Genomic DNA, 17,745 nt, shown 5'->3' on the forward strand with positions numbered 1-17,745 from the left:
CGCCGGTTCAGACGTTGAAGCGGAACTCCACCACGTCGCCGTCGCGCATCACGTAGTCCTTGCCCTCGATGCGGGCCTTGCCCGCGGCCCTGGCGGCGGTCATCGAGCCGGCCTCCACCAGGTCCTCGAACGAGATGACCTCGGCCTTGATGAAACCGCGCTGGAAGTCGGTGTGGATGACCCCGGCGGCCTCGGGGGCGGTCGCGCCCTTGCGGATCGTCCAGGCCCTGGCCTCCTTGGGCCCGGCCGTCAGGTACGTCTGCAGGCCGAGCGTCTCGAAGCCCACCCGGGCGAGCTGGGCGAGGCCCGACTCCTCCTGGCCGACGGACTGCAACAGCTCCAGCGCCTCGTCGTCGGGCAGTTCCACCAGCTCGGACTCGATCTTGGCGTCGAGGAACACGGCCTCCGCCGGGGCCACGAGCGCCGAGAGCTTGGCCCGCAGGTCGGTGTCGGTCAGCTCGTCGGCGTCGAGGTTGAACACGTACAGGAACGGCTTGGCCGTGAGGAGGTGGAGCTCGCGCAGGTCGGCGAGGTCGATCCCGGCCGCCTTGCCCCCGGCGTACAGGGTCGTGCCGGTGTCGAGCAGCTTCGCCGCGGCCTCGGCGGCCTCCAGCAGGACCTTGCGGTCCTTGTTGTTGCGCGCCTCCTTCTGCAGGCGGGGCAGCGCCTTCTCGATCGTCTGCAGGTCGGCGAGGATCAGCTCGGTGTTGATCGTCTCGATGTCGCGCTCCGGCGCCACCTCGCCGTCCACGTGGGTGACGTCGGGGTCGGAGAAGACGCGGATGACCTGGCAGATCGCGTCGGTCTCGCGGATGTTGGCGAGGAACTGGTTGCCCCTGCCCTGGCCCTCCGACGCGCCCTTCACCAGGCCCGCGATGTCGACGAACTCGACCTTGGCCGGGAGGATGCGCGCGGAGCCGTAGATCTCCGCCAGCTTGTCCAGACGGGAGTCCGGCACGCCGACGATGCCCACGTTCGGCTCGATCGTGGCGAACGGGTAGTTGGCCGCGAGGGCGTTCCCGCTCTTGGTCAGGGCGTTGAAAAGCGTGGACTTGCCGACGTTGGGCAGGCCGACGATGCCGATGCTCAGGCTCACGTACCACGAGTTTAGGGGTCTCGGGGGGTGCGCCTGACATCGACGGCCTCGTGGTCCGGCTCGGCCCGCCCGCAGGCGCGCCTCCCTGTTTGGGACGCCAATGCCTGAAATCATCCAGACCGTGGATGTCGTGGCGCTCGCACTGGGACTGGTGATCGGGGTGGTGGTCGGCGCGGCCCTGGCCGGGATGCGGGCCGCGGGCCGGACCGCCCAGGCGGCCGCAAGGGTGGCCGAGGCCGAGGCCCGGACGCGGGCGGCCGAGGACAAGGTGTCCTACATGGAGAACCAGCTCACCGAGCGGTTCCAGGCCCTCTCCGCGCACGCCCTCGACGTGGCCAACCTGCGTTTCCTCGAACTCGCCGAGAACCGGCTCAACACCACCAGGGCCGAGGCGGCCGGGGATCTCGACCAGCGCAGGCAGGCGGTCGAGAACCTGGTCGCGCCGCTGCGGGAGACGCTCGCCAAGGTGGAGAGCCAGCTCAGGGAGAGCGAGTCGGGCGCCCGCGCCGCCCGCGCCGAGCTGAGCAAGCAGATGGAGTTCGTACGGGAGAGCTCCGATCGGCTCAAGGCCCAGACGGACGCGCTGGTGCGGGCGCTCCAGCGGCCGGAGGCCCGGGGGCGGTGGGGAGAGCTCCAACTGCGCCGGGTCGCGGAGATCGCCGGGATGGCCCGCTTCTGCGACTTCGACGAGCAGGTGAGCGCCGTCACCCGTGACGGCGTGGTCCGGCCCGACATGGTCGTACGGCTCAGCGGCGGCAAGAACATCGTCGTGGACGCGAAGGTCTCGCTCGCCGCCTACCTGGAGGCGGCCGAGGCCGCCGATCCCGCGTTCGCCTCGGCCCGGCTGGACGCCCACGCGCGGCACGTACGCGAGCACGTCGACCGGTTAGCGGCCAAGTCCTACTGGCAGGCGTTCAACCCGTCGCCGGAGTTCGTGGTCCTGTTCATCCCCGGCGAGGCGTTCCTCGCGCCGGCTCTGGAGCGCGACCCGGGGTTGCTTGAGTATGCGATGCGCCGGCGCGTCCACATCGCCACGCCCACGACGCTCGTCACGATGCTCCGCACCGCGCAGTACGCCTGGCAGCAGACGGCGGTCAGCGAGAACGCCAAGGCCGTCTTCGATTTGGGCAAGGAACTGTACGAGCGGCTCGGCGGCCTCGGACGGCACGTGGACAACCTCGGCAAGGCGCTCACGCGAGCGGTCACCGCGTACAACCAGACGGTCGGCTCGCTGGAGAGCCGCGTGCTGGTCAGCGCGCGGAGGATGAACGACCTCGGTCTCGTGGACTACGCGCTCGACGCCCCGTCGGCGGTCGAGGAGGTCCCCCGGCCGGTCGCCATCCCCGAACTCGAAGGTGAAGAGCGGGTAAGCCCCCCTCCCCCGCATCGTTCAGAACGGTAAATTGACGCGAGACTTGTCGTAAGGGGGGCCCGATGACAGGCACCGGTCGAGCGGGGCTGCGGCTGACCGCTCGGGGGGCGATCGTCATGCTCTTCGTGATCACTTTGGTGGGCATGCCGTTCCTGCCCGGACCCGCGTTCGTGGCCGGGTGCCTGGCGGCGGTCCTGTTGGTGCGTCCCCGCGATCTGCTGCCGCTGGTGGTGACGCCTCCGCTGGTCTTCTTCGCCGCGGCGCTGCTGGTGGAGCTCATGCGGGCGCTCGGCTCCGCGTCGACGCTTCCGACGTTCGGGCTCGGGATGTTCACCGCGCTGTCGTCCGGCGCGCCGTGGCTGTTCCTCGGGTCCGCGCTGGCGCTGGGCATCGCGTGGGTGCGCGGCCTGCCCGACAATGTGCGGGAGTTGCGCGGCGCACCGGCGCCCGAACCGACGTCGGCGTCCCGCTTCCGTTCACGCCGTGGCCGGGCCCACACGTTCGACCCGGAGCCTGAGGGTTACTTCGAGCCCCGGGTGTACGGCAGGGCCGCCGACGAGTGAACGCGGATCGTTGCTGAACCGCTGCTAGACCGCGCGAAGATCCCTGCGCAGCTCGTGGGGCAGGGCGAACCGCATGCTCTCCTGCACCGACTCGACCTCCTCTACGTCGGTGAAGCCGTGGTCGGCCAGCTTGGCGAGCACGCCCTGCACAAGGTCCTCCGGGACGGAGGCGCCGCTGGTCAGGCCGACCGTACGCACGCCCTCCAGCCACTCGTCCCGTACGAACGAGGCGTCGTCGACCAGGTAGGACGCGGCGGCGCCGTAGTCCTTGGCGACCTCGACCAGCCGCTTGGAGTTGGAGGAGTTGGCCGAGCCGACGACGATGACCAGGTCCGACTCGGCGGCGATCTGCTTGACCGCGGTCTGCCTGTTGGAGGTGGCGTAGCAGATGTCGTCGCTCGGCGGGTCGATGAGGTTGGGGAACCGTGTCCGCAGCCGCGCGACAGTCTCGGTGGTCTCGTCCACCGAGAGGGTCGTCTGGGAGAGCCAGACCACCTTCTCCGGGTCGCGTACGGACACGCTCTCGACGCCGTCGAGCCCGTCGACGAGCTGGACGTGCTCGGGCGCCTCGCCGGCGGTGCCCTCGACCTCCTCGTGCCCCTCGTGCCCGATGAGCAGGATGTCGTAGTCCTTGGCCGCGAACCTCTTGGCCTCGTTGTGCACCTTGGTCACCAGAGGGCACGTCGCGTCGATGGTCCGCAGCCGGCGGCTCGCGGCCTCCTCGTGCACGGCGGGCGCGACGCCGTGGGCGGAGAAGACGACGATGGCCCCCTCGGGGACCTCCTCGGTCTCCTCCACGAAGACGGCGCCGCGCTTCTCCAGCGTCTTCACGACGTGGGTGTTGTGCACGATCTGCTTGCGTACGTAGATGGGCGCGCCATACTGCTCCAGCGCCCGCTCGACCGCTTGCACCGCTCGGTCGACGCCCGCGCAGTAACCGCGGGGCTTGGCGACCAGGACACGGCGGGTCGCTGAGGTCTGCACGTCCATGTTCCTATGCTATGTGGAACGCGAGCCACCTCTTGACCCTGGTCTTGCAAGACTGGGTGTACCAGATACGCATCTCCCCGGGAGCCGAAATGTCCGTCCTTAGAGCAATAACGACCGTTCTTCAGACCGCTCTGAATGGGGTCGGACAGGCGTTGCTGGCCGGCGACAAGATCAAGTCCACTCTCAAGGAGCGCTTCGCCGGTGGCGAGGCGCAGGACGGCGAGCGCCGCGAGACCGCAGAGACGCCCGAGGGGGCACGCGCCGAGGCAGCGCGAAACGGAGCAGTAAGGACCGAGGAGAGCACCGAGCAGGCCGCCGGGGAACGGCCCGCGCGCCGGGAGCCCGTCATCTTCGCGCCCCGCCCGAGCAAGACCGAGAAGGCCGAGAAGACCGAAAAGGTTGCGGAGGCCGAGAAGGCCGAGGCCGGCAAGACCGACGCGGTGACGGCCGAGGCACCGGCCACACCGGCCAGGGAGACGGCCCCCGCCCAGGCATCTGCCGCAGGGAGCGCCCCCACTGAGGCTCCTGCCGGGGCTCCTGCCGCGGAGACCGCCCCTGCCGAGGCACCTGCCGGGGCTCCTGCCGAGACGCCGGTCGCGGAGACCGCCCCCGTCGAGGCACCTGCCGGGACCCCTGCCACGGACGCCGCCCCTGCCGAGTCTCCCGCTGCGGCGTCCGCTGCGACCGAGGCGGCGCCCGCCGAGACGCAGGCCGCCACGACCACCCCTGCCCAGGCGCCGGTCGCGGAGAGCGCCCCCGTCGAGGCACCCGCCGCTACCGGGGCACCTGCCGCCGAGACCACCCAGGCTGTTGAGGCCGGGGAGGCCGGGGAGGCCGGGGAGGCCGTCAAGCCTGCAGAGCCCGTCGCGACCGAGCCGGAGGCCGAGGCCGCCCCGGCCGCGCCCGCCGCGCCGAAGAAGCCGCGCACTCGTCGCAAGGCCGCCGCCGAAACGGCGGAAACCCCCGCAACCGCCGAAACCACTGAGGCCACCGCGACCTCGGCGACGGCGGGAACCCAGGAGGAGGCCGCGCCCGCCGCCGCTGCCGCCCCGAAGAAGCCGCGCACCCGCCGCAAGGCCACCGCCGCCGAAACCCCCGAAGCCACCGGAGCCGCAGAGGCCGCCGAGAGCAGCGCCGAGAGCGGCACCAAGAGCGCCAAGAGCGCGGCCGCCGCGCCGAAGGCCACCAGGACGCGCAAGAAGCCCGCCGCCGCAGCGGCCGAGCCGGCTGCGCAGCCCGCGCAGTCCACCGAGCAGCCCGCGCAGCCCGTGGAGCAGCCGGCGGCAGTGAAGACGACCGTCGAGACGACCGCCGAGGCGGCGGAGCCGCTGCCGGGCTACGCGAACCTCTCCGTGGCGTCGCTGCGGGCCCGGATGCGCGGCAGGTCGGCCGAGCAGGTGCAGGCGCTGCTGGACTACGAGCAGGCGCACCTGAACCGCCCCGAGGTGGTCCGGATGTTCCAGAACCGGCTGGCCAAGCTCCAGTCCGAGTCCTGATCCCGGACCGCGCCCGCCCGGCCCCACACCCGGGCGGGCTCATGCGCGGCTCTATGCGCATGGCCTTATGGCGAGCGCCCTCCAGTACCCGCCCGACCGGCCCACGCCCCCGGCCCATGCCCGGACGGTCCACGCCGTACGGCGCCATCCGCCGGTCGCCCGGGAAATGTCGGCGGGTGCGGCTAGCCTGCAGGTGCGAGCCGGTCCAGGCGAGGAGGGCACTTGAGCGCGAAGACGTCTCCTGAGGCGCCGCTGCCGATCAGGTCGGTGCTGCAGATGGTCGCCCAGTGGATCGGCAAGCTGGGCACCGTCTGGGTCGAAGGGCAGATCACCGAGCTGACCGCCCGGGGCGGCACCGTCTTCATGACGCTGCGCGATCCCGTGGCCAACGTCTCGGCGCGGATCACCTGCGCCCGGGGCGTGTACGAGGCCAGCGTGCCGCGTCCCGTCGACGGCGCACGCGTCGTGATGCACGTCAAGCCGGACTTCTGGGTCAACAAGGGCTCGTTCGCGTTCACGGCCCTGGAGATCCGCCCGGTCGGCATCGGCGAGCTGCTGGCCCGGCTCGAACGGCTCCGCCAGGTGCTGGCGGGCGAGGGCCTGTTCAACGTCGACAGGAAGAGGCGGCTGCCGTTCCTGCCGGGCACCGTCGGGCTCATCTGCGGGCGCGACTCGGCCGCCGAGCGTGACGTGCTGGAGAACGCCCGCCGCCGCTGGCCCGCCGTCCGGTTCAAGGTCGAGCAGGTCGCCGTCCAGGGGTCGTACGCCGTGGGCGAGGTGACCGAGGCGCTGCGCAGGCTCGACGCCGACCACGAGGTCGATGTGATCATCATCGCCAGAGGCGGCGGCTCCCTGGAAGACCTGCTGCCGTTCTCCGACGAGTCGCTGGTGCGGGCCGTCGCGGCCTGCCGTACGCCGGTGGTGAGCGCGATCGGACACGAGCAGGACAGCCCGCTGCTCGATCTGGTCGCCGACGTGCGCGCCTCGACCCCGACGGACGCGGCCAAGAAGGTCGTGCCCGACGTGGGCGAGCAGCTCACGCTCGTCCACCAGCTCAGAGACCGGGGCCGCCGGGTGCTGCGGGGCTGGGTCGAGCGCGAGATCTCCTGGCTCGAGTCCGTGCGGTCGCGGCCGTCGCTCGCCGATCCCGTCCGCGAGCTCGACCGGCGTGCCGAGCAGGTCGACGCGCTGCGCGAGCGGTCACGGCGCTGCCTTTCCTCGTCCCTGGACCGCTCGGCCGACTCGCTGGAACATCTCAGGGCCAGGCTGGTGGCTCTGTCCCCCGCCGCCACTCTGGAACGGGGTTATGCCATCGCGCAGCGTCCTTCCGGAGAGGTCGTCCGCCTGGCCTCGGACGTGAAGCCCGGCGACGAGCTCACGATCCGCTTCTCGGACGACCGGGTGACGGTGACCGCCCAGGACGCGTGATCCGGGGACGCGCAGCCGGAGCCCCGGGCGCTCGGGCCGGATCGCGCCAGGTCGGGCCGGATCGGGCCGGATCGGGCCGGATCGCGTCAGGTCGGGCCATCAGGCCAGGTCTCGTCAGATCATGAGACGCACGTTGTATGCCTCGAGCCAGGCGTTGATCTGCAGGATGCCCTCCAGCGAGGTCCGGGCGCCCTGCAGGCTGACCGCGCCCACGGGCTGGTCGAGGATCCTGCGCACCTTCGCCGCGTCCACCAGGCCCTTGATCGGCGGGTCGCCGTCGAGCACGCGGGCCACCTCGGCACGCAGCGCGCGCTCGTACGCCGGGTCCTGCGTGGAAGGGTAGGGCACCTTGCGGCGCTCGACCACCGAGCGGGGCAGCAGGTCGGCCGTCGCGGCGCGCAGGAGGCTCTTCTCATGCCCGTCGAAGGTCTTCATGGACCAGGGGGCGTTGAAGACGTACTCGACCAGGCGGTGGTCGCAGAACGGCACCCGGACCTCCAGGCCGACGGCCATGCTCATGCGGTCCTTGCGGTCGAGCAGGATCTGCACGAACCGGGTCAGGTGCAGATAGCTGACCTCGCGCATCCGCTTCTGCAGCCCGGTCTCCCCCGGCACCCGGGGCACCTCGGCCAGCGCCCGCTGGTAGCTGTCGGCGCGGTAGGCCGGGAGGTCGAGCTTGCCGAGCAGGTCCTCGTTCAGGAACTCGCCCAGGGTGGCCAGCCCCGTCGGGCCCTGCATGGCGAGCCACGGGAAGGTGCCGGAGTCGACCGCCTCGGGATCGTGGAACCACCGGTAGCCGCCGAACACCTCGTCGGCGGACTCCCCCGACAGCGCCACCGTCGAGTGCTTCCTGATCGCCTTGAAGAGCAGGTAGAGCGAGGTGTCCATGTCGCCGATGCCCAGCGGGAGGTCCCGTGCCCGCAGGACGGCCGCGCGTACGGCGGGGTCCATGAGGTCGGCCGAGTCGAGCACGATGTCGGTGTGATCGGAGCCGACGTGCCGCACGACGTCGTGGACGTACGGAGTGTCCGGGGTGTCGCGCATGTCGTCGGCCTGGAAGTTCTCGCTGTAGCCGGCGAAGTCGACGGAGAACGACCGCACCGCGCCCTTCCCGGCCAGCGCGCGGGCCGCGAGCGCGGTGACCGCGCTCGAGTCGAGCCCGCCGGACAGCAGCGTGCACAGCGGCACGTCGGAGATGAGCTGCCGCTCGATGATGTCTTCGAGCAGCTCCCGCACGGTCCTGATGGTCGTCTGCAGGTCGTCGGTGTGCTCACGCCCCTCCAGCCGCCAGTAGCGGCGCTTGCTCAGGCCCTCGCGGCGCACCTTCACCACCTGGCCGGGCCGCACCTCGTACATCCCCCGGAAGACGGCGCACTCGGGCGTCTTGACGAAGGACAGGATCTCGCGCAGGCCGTCGGCGTCGACCACTCGTTCGGCGAGCGGGTTGGCCAGGATGGCCTTGGGCTCGGAGCCGAACAGCACCCCGTGAGGCGTCGGGTAGTAGTACAGGGGCTTGATCCCCATGCGGTCGCGCACGAGCAGCAGTTCCTCGCTGCGGACGTCCCAGATGGCGAAGGCGTACATGCCGTTGAGCCGGGAGGCGAAGTCCTCGCCCCATTCGAGGTACGCCTCCAGGACAACCTCGGTGTCGCTCTGGGTGCGGAAGCGGTGCCCACGCTGGATGAGCTCGGCCCGCAGCTCCCTGAAGTTGTAGGCCTCGCCGCTGTAGGTGAGCGCGGCCACGACCTCGCCGCCGGCGTCGGCGATCATGGGCTGGCGCCCGCCCTCGATGTCGATGATGGCCAGCCGCCGGTGGCCGAACGCGGCATGCGGAGCGAGCCACATCCCTTCGGCGTCGGGCCCCCGGCACGCCATCGTGTCCGTCATGGCCTGCACGGTCTCCCGCTCGCGACGAAGGTCGCGTCCGAAGTCCACCCAGCCGCTGATTCCACACATGAGGATGACCCCCCGATCATCGCCCTCGAAAGTGGTTAGTCCTTCTAACTAACAGACAATGTCTATGTTTTATGCCCAAAACGGACAGACCTAAGAGGCCGCGGAGTGTCGGTGCCGGCCTCTAAGGTGGGGACGTGGCTGAGGACAAGCAGACCCCGCCGGACAAGCGGACCGCGTCGGGCAAGGCGACCGCGTCTGACAATGCGACCCCGTCGTACGAGCAGGCCCGCGAGGAGCTGACCGAGGTGGTGCGCCGCCTGGAGACCGGGGGGCTCACGCTGGAGCAGTCGATCGAGCTGTGGGAGCGGGGAGAGCGGCTGGCGGCGATCTGCGAGGAGTGGCTGCAGGGCGCCCGCGCCAAACTGGCCGCCGCGATGGCCCAGCGCCAGGAGCCCCAGCCGAACGGCCCCGAGGAGGCCCCCTTCTGACCGTCCCAGACCTCCCAGAGGGCGGCGAGCCGCCGAGTGGCCGGCGGAGACGGCCGTCGGGCACGCCGAGGTCATCGTGCACGGCTGCACTCCCCCGGCGTGACGGCAGAAGAGACCCGGGCTCAGCCCGACGACGGCACGGGAGAGGGCTTGGGCTGCGGGGCGAGGGTCCGGGCGAGGGCGGTCAGCTCGTCCCAATCGGCCGTCCCGGTGACGACCACGGCGTGATCGGGGAAGACCCGCACCAGCGACCGCTGGTTCTTGTCCTGGCGGAACCGCTCCTCCCAGGTCGCGCCGTCGATCTGCCGGCTCCCGCCGGACTTGTCGGTGTTGGCCATGCGGTTCACGAAGTCCGCGGACGGCCTCTCGTCGCTCTGGGCGAGCATGGCGTGCTGCCGCTTGGCGGTCGCGAACCCCAGCCGCCACGTCACGACGCCGTTCTTCTCGGTCAGCGACGTGCTGTTGGGCACCCAGTCGGGCAGCACCTGGCTCGGGGCGACGACCTCGTACGACGCCGCGCGCGCCGCGTTGACCCGGTCGATCGAGAAGTCCACCCGGGGGATGTGCTCGGTGCGGCTCTGCGGCGTGACGAGCAGGAACGCTCCGACCGCGGCGAGGCAGACGAGGAGCGCGAACGCGTAGCCGTAGATGCCCTGGGTGAATCGTCCCACGTAAGGCGAGACTAGTCGGTGGGGTGGGCGGTGGCCGTATCGGCCGTCAGGGGTGCCGAATTTCGCCGATGATGCGAAGAGCGTCCTCGGCGATCCTCCGGGCGTGTTGCGGGTCTTCGGACAGGGTGACCTCCTGCACGACGGCCGCCAGGGCGCCGGTGACGACGACGACCAGGGCGTCCTCGTGCTCGAACAGCGCGGCGGTGCGCCTGGCCCACTGCCGGAGGCGGTCGCGCATGATCACCTCGAACCCGGGCGGGGCGTCGCCGCGGAGGAAGAGCGCGGCGAGATCGCGCTCTTCGAGGCAGCCCTCCAGGTAGGCCCGGGCGGCGGCGAGGAACTGGGGCATGGGGTCGGTCTCCCCGGCCGCCCGCGCCTCCTGCACGGCCTGCCGGGTGCGCTGGGTCTGCCGCTTCTGGAACTCCTCGAACAGCGTCAGGTAGAGGTCGGCCTTGCCGGAGAAGTGGTGATAGAGGCTGCCGACGCTGGCGCCTGCCCTGGCCACGACGTCGGTGACGCCCGCCTCGGCGAAGCCGCTCGTGATGAACGTCTCCTTCGCGGCGTCCAGGAGAGCTACCCGGGTCGCCGCGCCGCGCTCCGACGTGCGCATCGTCACTGGTCGTTCGGTGTCGCCGCTCATGCGGCGACGATATCCCCGGCCCGTGCGTTCCGGGGGGCCGCGCCCGCAAATGGCCTCCTACCTGGCCCAACAGGTTCAGACCAATCGGACAAGAACCGGTTCGCGAACTACGATCGCTGGAACGGCACCTACCTAAAAGGGGACAAATGGCTGATCACGTACCGGCCGCTCTCGCGACGGGGGAACGCGCGCCCGACCGCAACCTGGCCCTGGAACTGGTCAGGGTGACCGAGGCCGCTGCCATGGCCGCCGCGCGCTGGGTGGGACGCGGCGACAAGAACGGAGCGGACGGCGCCGCGGTGAACGCCATGCGCCAGCTGATCAACACGGTCTCGATGAAGGGCGTCGTCGTGATCGGGGAGGGCGAGAAGGACAACGCCCCGATGCTGTTCAACGGCGAGGAGGTCGGCGACGGGACCGGCCCCGAGTGCGACGTCGCCGTGGACCCGATCGACGGCACCCGGCTGTGCGCGCTCGGCATGAACAACGCGATCTCCGTGATCGCGGTCAGCGAGCGCGGCTCGATGTACGACCCGTCGGCGGTCTTCTACATGGAGAAGCTCGTCACGGGCCCGCAGGCGGCCGAGCACGTGGACATCAACGCCCCGGTGGCCGACAACATCCGGGCCGTGGCCCGGGCCAAGGGCGCCAAGCCGTCCGACGTCACCGTGGTGGTCCTCGACCGGCCCCGGCACGAGCGGATCGTCAAGGAGATCAGGGAGACCGGTGCCCGGATCCGCTTCATCACCGACGGCGACGTCGCCGGCGCGATCATGGCGGCACGCAACGGCACCGGCGTCGACCTGATGCTCGGCATCGGCGGCACGCCCGAGGGCATCGTCGCGGCCTGCGCGCTCAAGTGCATGGGCGGCGTCATCCAGGGCAAGCTGTGGCCCCGCGACGAGGAGGAGCGCCTCAAGGCCCTCGACGCCGGGCTCGACCTCGATCAGGTGCTCACCACCGACGACCTCGTACGCTCCGACGACGTGTTCTTCGCCGCGACCGGCATCACGGACGGCGAGCTGATGCACGGCGTGCGGTTCCAGGGCGGCGCGGCGGTGACGCACTCCCTCGTCATGCGGGGACGGTCGGGCACGATCCGCAAGATCGAAAGCGAGCACCAGCTCTGGAAGCTCGGCGCCTACAGCGCCATCAACTTCGACACCGCCGTATAGGACCTCAACTGCCGAACAGGCGGCGGCGGGGGCGCTTCGGCGAGCGGGCGACGACCCTGCCGCCGAAGACGAACCCCGCGAGCTCGATCACGGGCGCGTCCGGCGCGAAGTCGGTCGCGCCCGGCGGGAGCCGCACCTCGTTCCTGAACGACCGGACGCGGGCGTCCGGGGCGGTCACGATCCGCACGCCCTCGGGCACCGTCAGGTTGACGGTGCCGGCCATGACGGCGAGCTGCACCACCACGTGCCGCGACTGGAGCAGCGCCTCGCACAGGTCCATCGTGACCGTGCCGCCGAGGGACGTCACCGGCACCTGGGAGGGCACGACCCACCGGCCGCCGCGGGTCTCCGTACGGAAGAAGGCGGTGACCGGGCGGCTGTCCATCCGGAACGGCTGGCTCTCGGGCGGCAGCAGGTCGACGGTCAGCTCGGCCAGCTCGCCGAGGGTCCTGGCGGCCCAGACACGCTCGATGCGTTCCTCGTGCTCCAGCGGCGTGAGCCGCCCGTCGGTGACGGCGTCCGTGAGCACCTCTACGATCCGCTCCCGGTCGGCGTCCGAGGCCCGCAGCAGGGAGGGGTCGGGCGTGTCCGGAGTGCGCTGCGCGAGGAACGCGGAGATCCACTTCACGGCTGAGGACTCGCTGCTGCTCACATCTTCGAGAGTAAGCGGTCCGCGTACGACGGTCACCATGCGGCGCTACGCCCGGCATCGCCCTCCCGGAATTGACCGGGGACTTCATGGCCACTTAGCGTGAGGAGCGTGGTCGCGGGGGCGGTGACACGGCAGGTCGGCAACCTTCCAGCCGACCTGACGAGTTTCGTCGGCCGAAGGCATGAGCTGGCCGAGATCAGGCGGCTGCTTTCGGTGTCGCGCCTGGTGACCCTCACGGGCGTGGGCGGCGTGGGCAAGACCCGGCTGGCCCTGCGGGCCGCCGCCGAGCAGCGCCGCGCGTTCGACAGCGTCTGGCTGGTGGACCTCAGCACCGTCACCGATCCCGCGCTCGTGGCGGAGACCGTGGCGGCGACCATGGGCGTGCGGGACGAGACCGCGGACTGCCCGCTGGACGCGCTGGAGCGGGTGCTCTCCTCGCAGCGGACCCTGCTCGTGCTGGACAACTGCGAACACCTGCGTGACGCCTGCGCCGTGCTCGCCGACCGGCTCCTGCGGGCGGCCCCCGAGTTGCGCATCCTCGCGACGAGCAGGCAGTCGCTCGGCATCACAGGCGAGCATCGGATGAAGGTCTCGCCGCTGCCCGTCCCCGAGCCGGACCGGCCGCTCAACCGCAGATCACTGGAGTTGTACGACGGGATCAGCCTGCTGACGGAACGGGCGGCGGCCGTCCTGCCCGGATTCGCCGTCACCGAGGACAACCAGGCGGCCGTCGCCGAGCTGTGCCGCCAGCTCGACGGCATCCCCCTGGCCATCGAGCTCGCCGCGGTGCGGCTGCGGGCCCTGTCGGTGAACGCGCTCGTCGAGCGCCTGCGCGACCGCTATCGCCTGCTCACCGGAGGCAGCAGTGCGGCCGTGCCACGTCAGCAGACCCTGCACGCGCTGGTCGACTGGAGCTTCCAGCTGCTGCCCGCGGCGGAGCGGACGCTGTGGACCCGGCTGTCGATCTTCCCCTCTCACTTCGACCTGGACGCCGTCGAGGCGGTGTGCGCCGGCGACGGCATCGAACGGGACGACGTCCTCGACCTGCTCGACGCGCTGCTGGACAAGTCGCTGCTCCTGCGTGAGGAGCACGAAGGCACGGTCCGCTATCGCATGCTCGACACCCTGCGCGAGTTCGGCCGCATGCGGCTCGGCGGGCCCGCGGAGCGCCGGGCGCTCCAGCGGCGGCACCGGGACCACTATTTCCTGCTGGCGCGGCAGGCGGCCGCCGAGTGGTTCGGCCCCGACCAGTCCTCCTGGCTCAGGCGGCTGAACCTGGAGCACGCGAACCTGCGCACGGCGATGGACTTCTGCCTGCAGGAGCCCGGCGAGGCGGAGACCGGGCTGCGGATGGCCCTCTGCCTGAACGACCCCTGCTGGCTGGCCAACGCCTTTTACAACGAGGGCCGTCACTGGCTGGACCGCATGCTGTGGGCGGCGCCCGAGCCCACCGTCCTGCGGGCGCTGGCGCTGTGCGCCGACACGGAACTGGTGCTCATCCAGGGGGACATCGACAGGGGCCGGCGGCTGCTGGCCGAGAGCCGGGCGCTCGCCGAGGGCCTGGGCGACCCGGAAGTGCTCGCCCACACGTCCCTGATGGCCGGAATGACGGAGCACTACTCAGGCGACTACGCGAAGGCGAACCGGCTGCTCGAACGGGCGGTCGCGGAGGAGGAGGCCGTCGGAACCCTGAGCGGCCTGCTGACCGCCCTCATCACGTTCGCGGCCGATGTCGGCTACCTCGGCGACCATGCCCGTGCCACGGAGCTGTTCGAGCGCGCTCTCGCGCTGACCGAGGCCCACGGCGAGCGCACCGGCCGGGCCTGGGTGTACACGATCTTCGCCATCGACCTGTGGCAGGCAGGGGAGAACGCCCGAGCGCTGGCGATGGCACGCGAAGCCCTCCTTCTCACCCGCAACCTGGGCGACCGGCTGAACATCGCGATGAGCATGGAGGTCATCGCCTGGGTGCAGGCCGGCGAGGGCCGGCACGCTCTCGCGGCCCGGCTGCTCGCGGCCGCGGAGGAGATCGGCCGTTCCGTGGGCATGACGCCGTGCCGCGACAAGCGGTTCACCGAGTTCCACGGGCGGTGCCTGGACGATCTCCGTACGCGTCTGGGCGACCGGGCCCTGAGCCGCGAGACCCGCAGGGGGCAGCGGCTGACGATGCACGAGGCGATCGAGGAGGCGATCGGCGACCGGGCCGAGCGTGAGCCCGCGCGCGTGGACGAGACGGTCGCGGAGGCCGAGCCCACCCCGCCCGAACACCCCGCGGCCGCGGCGCCGGCGGCCGAGCCGTCCCCGCTCACCCGGCGTGAGCAGGAGATCGCCGAGCTGATCGCCCAGGGGCAGAGCAACAAGGAGATCGCCTGCTCCCTCGTCATCTCGCAGCGCACCGTGGAGGGCCACGTCGAGCACATCCTCGACAAACTCGGCTTCGCCTCCCGGGCCCAGATCGCCGCCTGGATGGCCGCACGCAGGGCGGGCGGCAGGTCCTGACCGGCGCACCCCATTGACCGGGCGGGTGGCGGCTCCTACGCTGGCCGAAACTTGAACCCCCCTCATGTTCGTGGAGGCCCACGATGCCAGTAGAGGACACGGCGTCGGCGCGGGGCACGGCCCCCGCTCCCCGCGACCGGCAGGCGCGGCTCGCCACCTTCGCGGTGTTCTTCGTCCAGGGCCTCACCTTCGCCACGCTGCTCACCCAGGTGGCGGCGCTGCAGAAGAAGCACGGCCTGACCGACGGCGAGCTGACCATCCTGCTCCTCGTCGTCCCGGTCATCGCGGGGGCCGGGAGCGCGCTCGCCGGCGCCGCCGCGTCGCGATGGGGCAGCCGCCTGATCCTGCGCGTGGTGCAGCCGGTCGCCTGCGCCGCCGTCGTGCTCGCGGGCCTCGCCCCCAACGTCCCCATGCTGGTGGCGGCCAACATCCTGTTCGGCCTCGGCCTCGGCGGGGTGGACGCGGGCATGAACATGCAGGGTGTCGCGGTCGAACGTGAGTATGGCCGGGCGGTGCTCACCGGATTCCACGCGCTGTGGAGCGTGGCGGCGGTCATCGGCTCGGTGTGGGCCTCCGCGGCGGCCACCCTCGATCTCGGCCTGCCCGTCACGTTCGCCATCGCCCTCGTGCCGGCCGCCGCCGTCTCCGTCCTCGCGTCGCTCTGGCTCTACCGGCCGGAGGAGGAGCACCGCGCGGCCCCGGCCCCCGCCAAGACCACAGACCAGACCGCGAACGCGGCCAAGCCGGCCGGCGTCGCGTGGCGGCCGATCATCCCCCTGTGCCTCGCGATGGCGTTCCTCTACGTCGGCGACTCGTCGGTCTCCAACTTCGGCACCGTCTTCATGGACAAGGTCGTGCACGCCTCGGCGACCGTGATCCCGCTGGCCCTGGGTGCCTACCAGCTCACCACGTTCCTGGTGCGGGTCGGCGGCGACTTCGCGGTGCGCCGTTGGGGCCCGGCCGCCATCGTGCGCGCCGGAGGCACCGTCGCGACGCTGGGCTTCGTCGCGATCGTGGCCGCGCCGACCGTGCCGCTGGCGATCGCGGGCTTCGCCCTCACCGGGATCGGCCTGTCCGTCGTCGCCCCGCAGTCGTTCTCCGCGGCCGGCCGCCTCGACCCCGCGGGCACGGGCGTGGCGATCGCCCGCGTCAACATGTTCAACTACGTCGGGTTCATCGTCGGAGCCGCGCTCGTCGGCGGCCTCGCCGACGCCTCCGGCTATCGGGTCGCCTTCGGCGCGCCGCTCGTCCTCGCCGCCGCGATCATCCTGCTCGCACGCGGCTTCCAGCCGCGCAAGGCCGAACCGGCCGCCACGACCACCGTCGTCACTCCCTGACGCCCCCTCCGGCGTTCTTCGCCAGGACGCGTACGGCCTCGGCGACACGGTGGGCGGGCAGGCGGGCGAAGCCGATCACCAGCCCCGGCGATCCGTGCGCCGAGGTGACGACCTCCGTGGTCAGGCCCGCGGCCCGGGCGGCCTCGGCGAGGCCGCCCGGATCACCCCCGCCCTCGGCATTGACCTCGGCATAGAGGTGCAGCCCGGCCGAGATGCCGCGCACGGTCATCCCGGGCAGGTGCTCGGCCAGCGCTCCGACGAGGGCGTCCCTGCGCCGCCGATATTCCCTGCGCACCCGGCGCAGGTGCCGGTCGTACGTCCCGCCCTCGATCAGGTGGGCGAACACGTACTGGTCGACGACCGGCGAGCCGAGGTCGGACTCGCCGCGCGCGAGCCGTACGGCACGGGCGACGTGCGGGGGCGCCGCGATCCAGCCGAGCCGCAGCCCCGGGGCGAGGGCCTTGCTCACGCTGCCGGCGAGCACGACCCGGTCGGGCGCGAGGCCCTGCAGGCATCCGACAGGGTCGCGGTCGAAGCGGAACTCGGCGTCGTAGTCGTCTTCGAGCACGAGGGCGCCCGTGTCGGCCGCCCACTCGACCAGCGCGGCGCGGCGGGCCGGGGACAGCACGACGCCGGTCGGGTACTGGTGCGCGGGGGTGACCATCACGGCGTCGGCGTCGTCCGGCAGGGCCGCGACGACGATCCCCTCATGGTCGACGGGCACGGGGACGATCTCCGCCCCGGCCCGCCGGAGCAGCGGAAGCATGCGCGTGCTCGTCGGGTCTTCCACGGCCAGCACGACGCGCCTGCCCCGGTCGCGCACCAGGGCCTCGACGACGAGGCTGATCCCCTGGGCCACCCCTGTCATGATCACCAGATCGTCCGGTGAGGCGTCGGCCGCGCGCACCCGGCCGAGGTACGCGGCGAGCTCGCGGCGCAGGGCCGGCACGCCGCCGGGGTCGCCGTAGTCGAGCCCGTCGTTGGGCAGCGTGGCCAGCACGTGCCGGACGGCGGCCAGCCATGCCTGCCGGGGAAACAGGCCGAGGTCCGGCGACGTGGGCCGATGGTCATAGTGGGGCCGACCGGCCTCCCGCCGGTCTCCCTGCCGCTCGGGGGCGGCCTGCCGCCCGGCCCCCGCCGCCAGCCCTGCCGCCACGCCTGCCCCGACCCTGGCCGCGACCCTCGTGCCCGCGCCCGTTCTCGATTCGAGCAGCCCCTCGGCCACGAGCTGCTCGTACGCCTCGACCACGACGCCGCGCGACAGGCCGAGATCGCGGGCGAGGTCGCGGGTCGCGGGAAGACGGGCGCCGGGGACGAGCCGCCCGGACCGGACCGCCTCGCGCAGCTCGCGGGCGATCTGCCCGGCGAGCCCGCCCGCGGCCCTGTCGACCACGAGATGAAGATCGGCCATTGGTCCACTCTAACGGCGGCCGATTGGACCA

General features: G+C 71.8%; 15 protein-coding genes. 8 read left to right on the forward strand and 7 right to left on the reverse strand.

What is annotated here, in order from left to right; all coding sequences use genetic code 11:
• Positions 1-7: 7 nt before the first annotated feature.
• Entirely contained in the window at positions 8-1,096 is a 1,089-nt protein-coding gene (gene ychF, locus OHB01_RS04750; RefSeq protein WP_142650347.1) for a redox-regulated ATPase YchF, read from the reverse strand.
• A 100-nt stretch (positions 1,097-1,196) separates the two neighbouring features.
• Here ychF and OHB01_RS04755 point away from each other — a divergent pair, with 100 nt between their 5' ends.
• Together OHB01_RS04755 and OHB01_RS04760 are read left to right on the forward strand one after the other, a co-directional pair.
• On the forward strand, positions 1,197-2,498 hold the full coding sequence (locus tag OHB01_RS04755; protein ID WP_419197566.1) for a DNA recombination protein RmuC: 1,302 nt from the start codon (positions 1,197-1,199) through the stop codon (positions 2,496-2,498).
• A 32-nt stretch (positions 2,499-2,530) separates the two neighbouring features.
• Positions 2,531-3,031 (forward strand): DUF6542 domain-containing protein, encoded by a 501-nt coding sequence (locus tag OHB01_RS04760; protein ID WP_328854980.1) that lies wholly within the window; start codon positions 2,531-2,533, stop codon positions 3,029-3,031.
• 24 nt (positions 3,032-3,055) lie between these two features.
• Here OHB01_RS04760 and OHB01_RS04765 read toward each other — a convergent pair whose 3' ends face one another.
• Positions 3,056-4,021, reverse strand: a complete 966-nt coding sequence (locus OHB01_RS04765; RefSeq protein WP_142650345.1) for a 4-hydroxy-3-methylbut-2-enyl diphosphate reductase — start codon at positions 4,019-4,021, stop codon at positions 3,056-3,058.
• Positions 4,022-4,173: 152 nt separating this feature from the next.
• On the opposite strand from OHB01_RS04765, the gene OHB01_RS04770 reads away from it, so the two are divergent.
• The gene (locus OHB01_RS04770) at positions 4,174-5,517 is read left to right on the forward strand and encodes a hypothetical protein (RefSeq protein ID WP_328854981.1); all 1,344 of its coding nucleotides are present in this window, start codon (positions 4,174-4,176) and stop codon (positions 5,515-5,517) included.
• 222 nt (positions 5,518-5,739) lie between these two features.
• Positions 5,740-6,945 (forward strand): exodeoxyribonuclease VII large subunit, encoded by a 1,206-nt coding sequence (gene xseA, locus OHB01_RS04775; RefSeq protein ID WP_147942573.1) that lies wholly within the window; start codon positions 5,740-5,742, stop codon positions 6,943-6,945.
• 114 nt (positions 6,946-7,059) lie between these two features.
• On the opposite strand, the gene asnB is transcribed toward xseA, so the two are convergent.
• Entirely contained in the window at positions 7,060-8,901 is a 1,842-nt protein-coding gene (gene asnB, locus OHB01_RS04780) for an asparagine synthase (glutamine-hydrolyzing) (protein WP_328854982.1), read from the reverse strand.
• 134 nt (positions 8,902-9,035) lie between these two features.
• On the opposite strand from asnB, the gene OHB01_RS04785 reads away from it, so the two are divergent.
• Complete coding sequence (locus tag OHB01_RS04785) at positions 9,036-9,329, forward strand: exodeoxyribonuclease VII small subunit (protein ID WP_142650341.1); 294 nt, start codon at positions 9,036-9,038, stop codon at positions 9,327-9,329.
• 122 nt (positions 9,330-9,451) lie between these two features.
• On the opposite strand, the gene OHB01_RS04790 is transcribed toward OHB01_RS04785, so the two are convergent.
• Together OHB01_RS04790 and OHB01_RS04795 are read right to left on the reverse strand one after the other, a co-directional pair.
• A complete protein-coding gene (locus tag OHB01_RS04790) occupies positions 9,452-10,000 on the reverse strand; it encodes a DUF4245 domain-containing protein (protein WP_328854983.1) in 549 nt (182 codons plus the stop codon).
• A gap of 46 nt (positions 10,001-10,046) precedes the next feature.
• Positions 10,047-10,640 carry a TetR/AcrR family transcriptional regulator gene (locus tag OHB01_RS04795; RefSeq protein ID WP_142650339.1) on the reverse strand — a complete coding sequence of 198 codons (594 nt, stop codon included), beginning with the start codon at positions 10,638-10,640 and terminating at the stop codon, positions 10,047-10,049.
• A 146-nt stretch (positions 10,641-10,786) separates the two neighbouring features.
• Here OHB01_RS04795 and glpX point away from each other — a divergent pair, with 146 nt between their 5' ends.
• Positions 10,787-11,815 carry a class II fructose-bisphosphatase gene (glpX, locus tag OHB01_RS04800; protein WP_142650338.1) on the forward strand — a complete coding sequence of 343 codons (1,029 nt, stop codon included), beginning with the start codon at positions 10,787-10,789 and terminating at the stop codon, positions 11,813-11,815.
• 4 nt (positions 11,816-11,819) lie between these two features.
• On the opposite strand, the gene OHB01_RS04805 is transcribed toward glpX, so the two are convergent.
• Positions 11,820-12,467 carry a DUF1707 SHOCT-like domain-containing protein gene (locus tag OHB01_RS04805; RefSeq protein ID WP_260617424.1) on the reverse strand — a complete coding sequence of 216 codons (648 nt, stop codon included), beginning with the start codon at positions 12,465-12,467 and terminating at the stop codon, positions 11,820-11,822.
• Positions 12,468-12,575: 108 nt separating this feature from the next.
• On the opposite strand from OHB01_RS04805, the gene OHB01_RS04810 reads away from it, so the two are divergent.
• On the forward strand, positions 12,576-14,966 hold the full coding sequence (locus OHB01_RS04810) for an ATP-binding protein (protein ID WP_261985673.1): 2,391 nt from the start codon (positions 12,576-12,578) through the stop codon (positions 14,964-14,966).
• Positions 14,967-15,049: 83 nt separating this feature from the next.
• On the forward strand, positions 15,050-16,303 hold the full coding sequence (locus OHB01_RS04815; protein WP_147942575.1) for an MFS transporter: 1,254 nt from the start codon (positions 15,050-15,052) through the stop codon (positions 16,301-16,303).
• Here the strand turns inward: OHB01_RS04815 and OHB01_RS04820 are convergent.
• Entirely contained in the window at positions 16,293-17,714 is a 1,422-nt protein-coding gene (locus tag OHB01_RS04820) for a PLP-dependent aminotransferase family protein (protein ID WP_328854984.1), read from the reverse strand. The two genes, OHB01_RS04815 and OHB01_RS04820, sit on opposite strands and share 11 nt — an antisense overlap.
• Positions 17,715-17,745 lie beyond the last annotated feature (31 nt).

Origin of the sequence: Microbispora hainanensis (genome assembly GCF_036186745.1) — a bacterium.
GTDB lineage: Bacteria > Actinomycetota > Actinomycetes > Streptosporangiales > Streptosporangiaceae > Microbispora.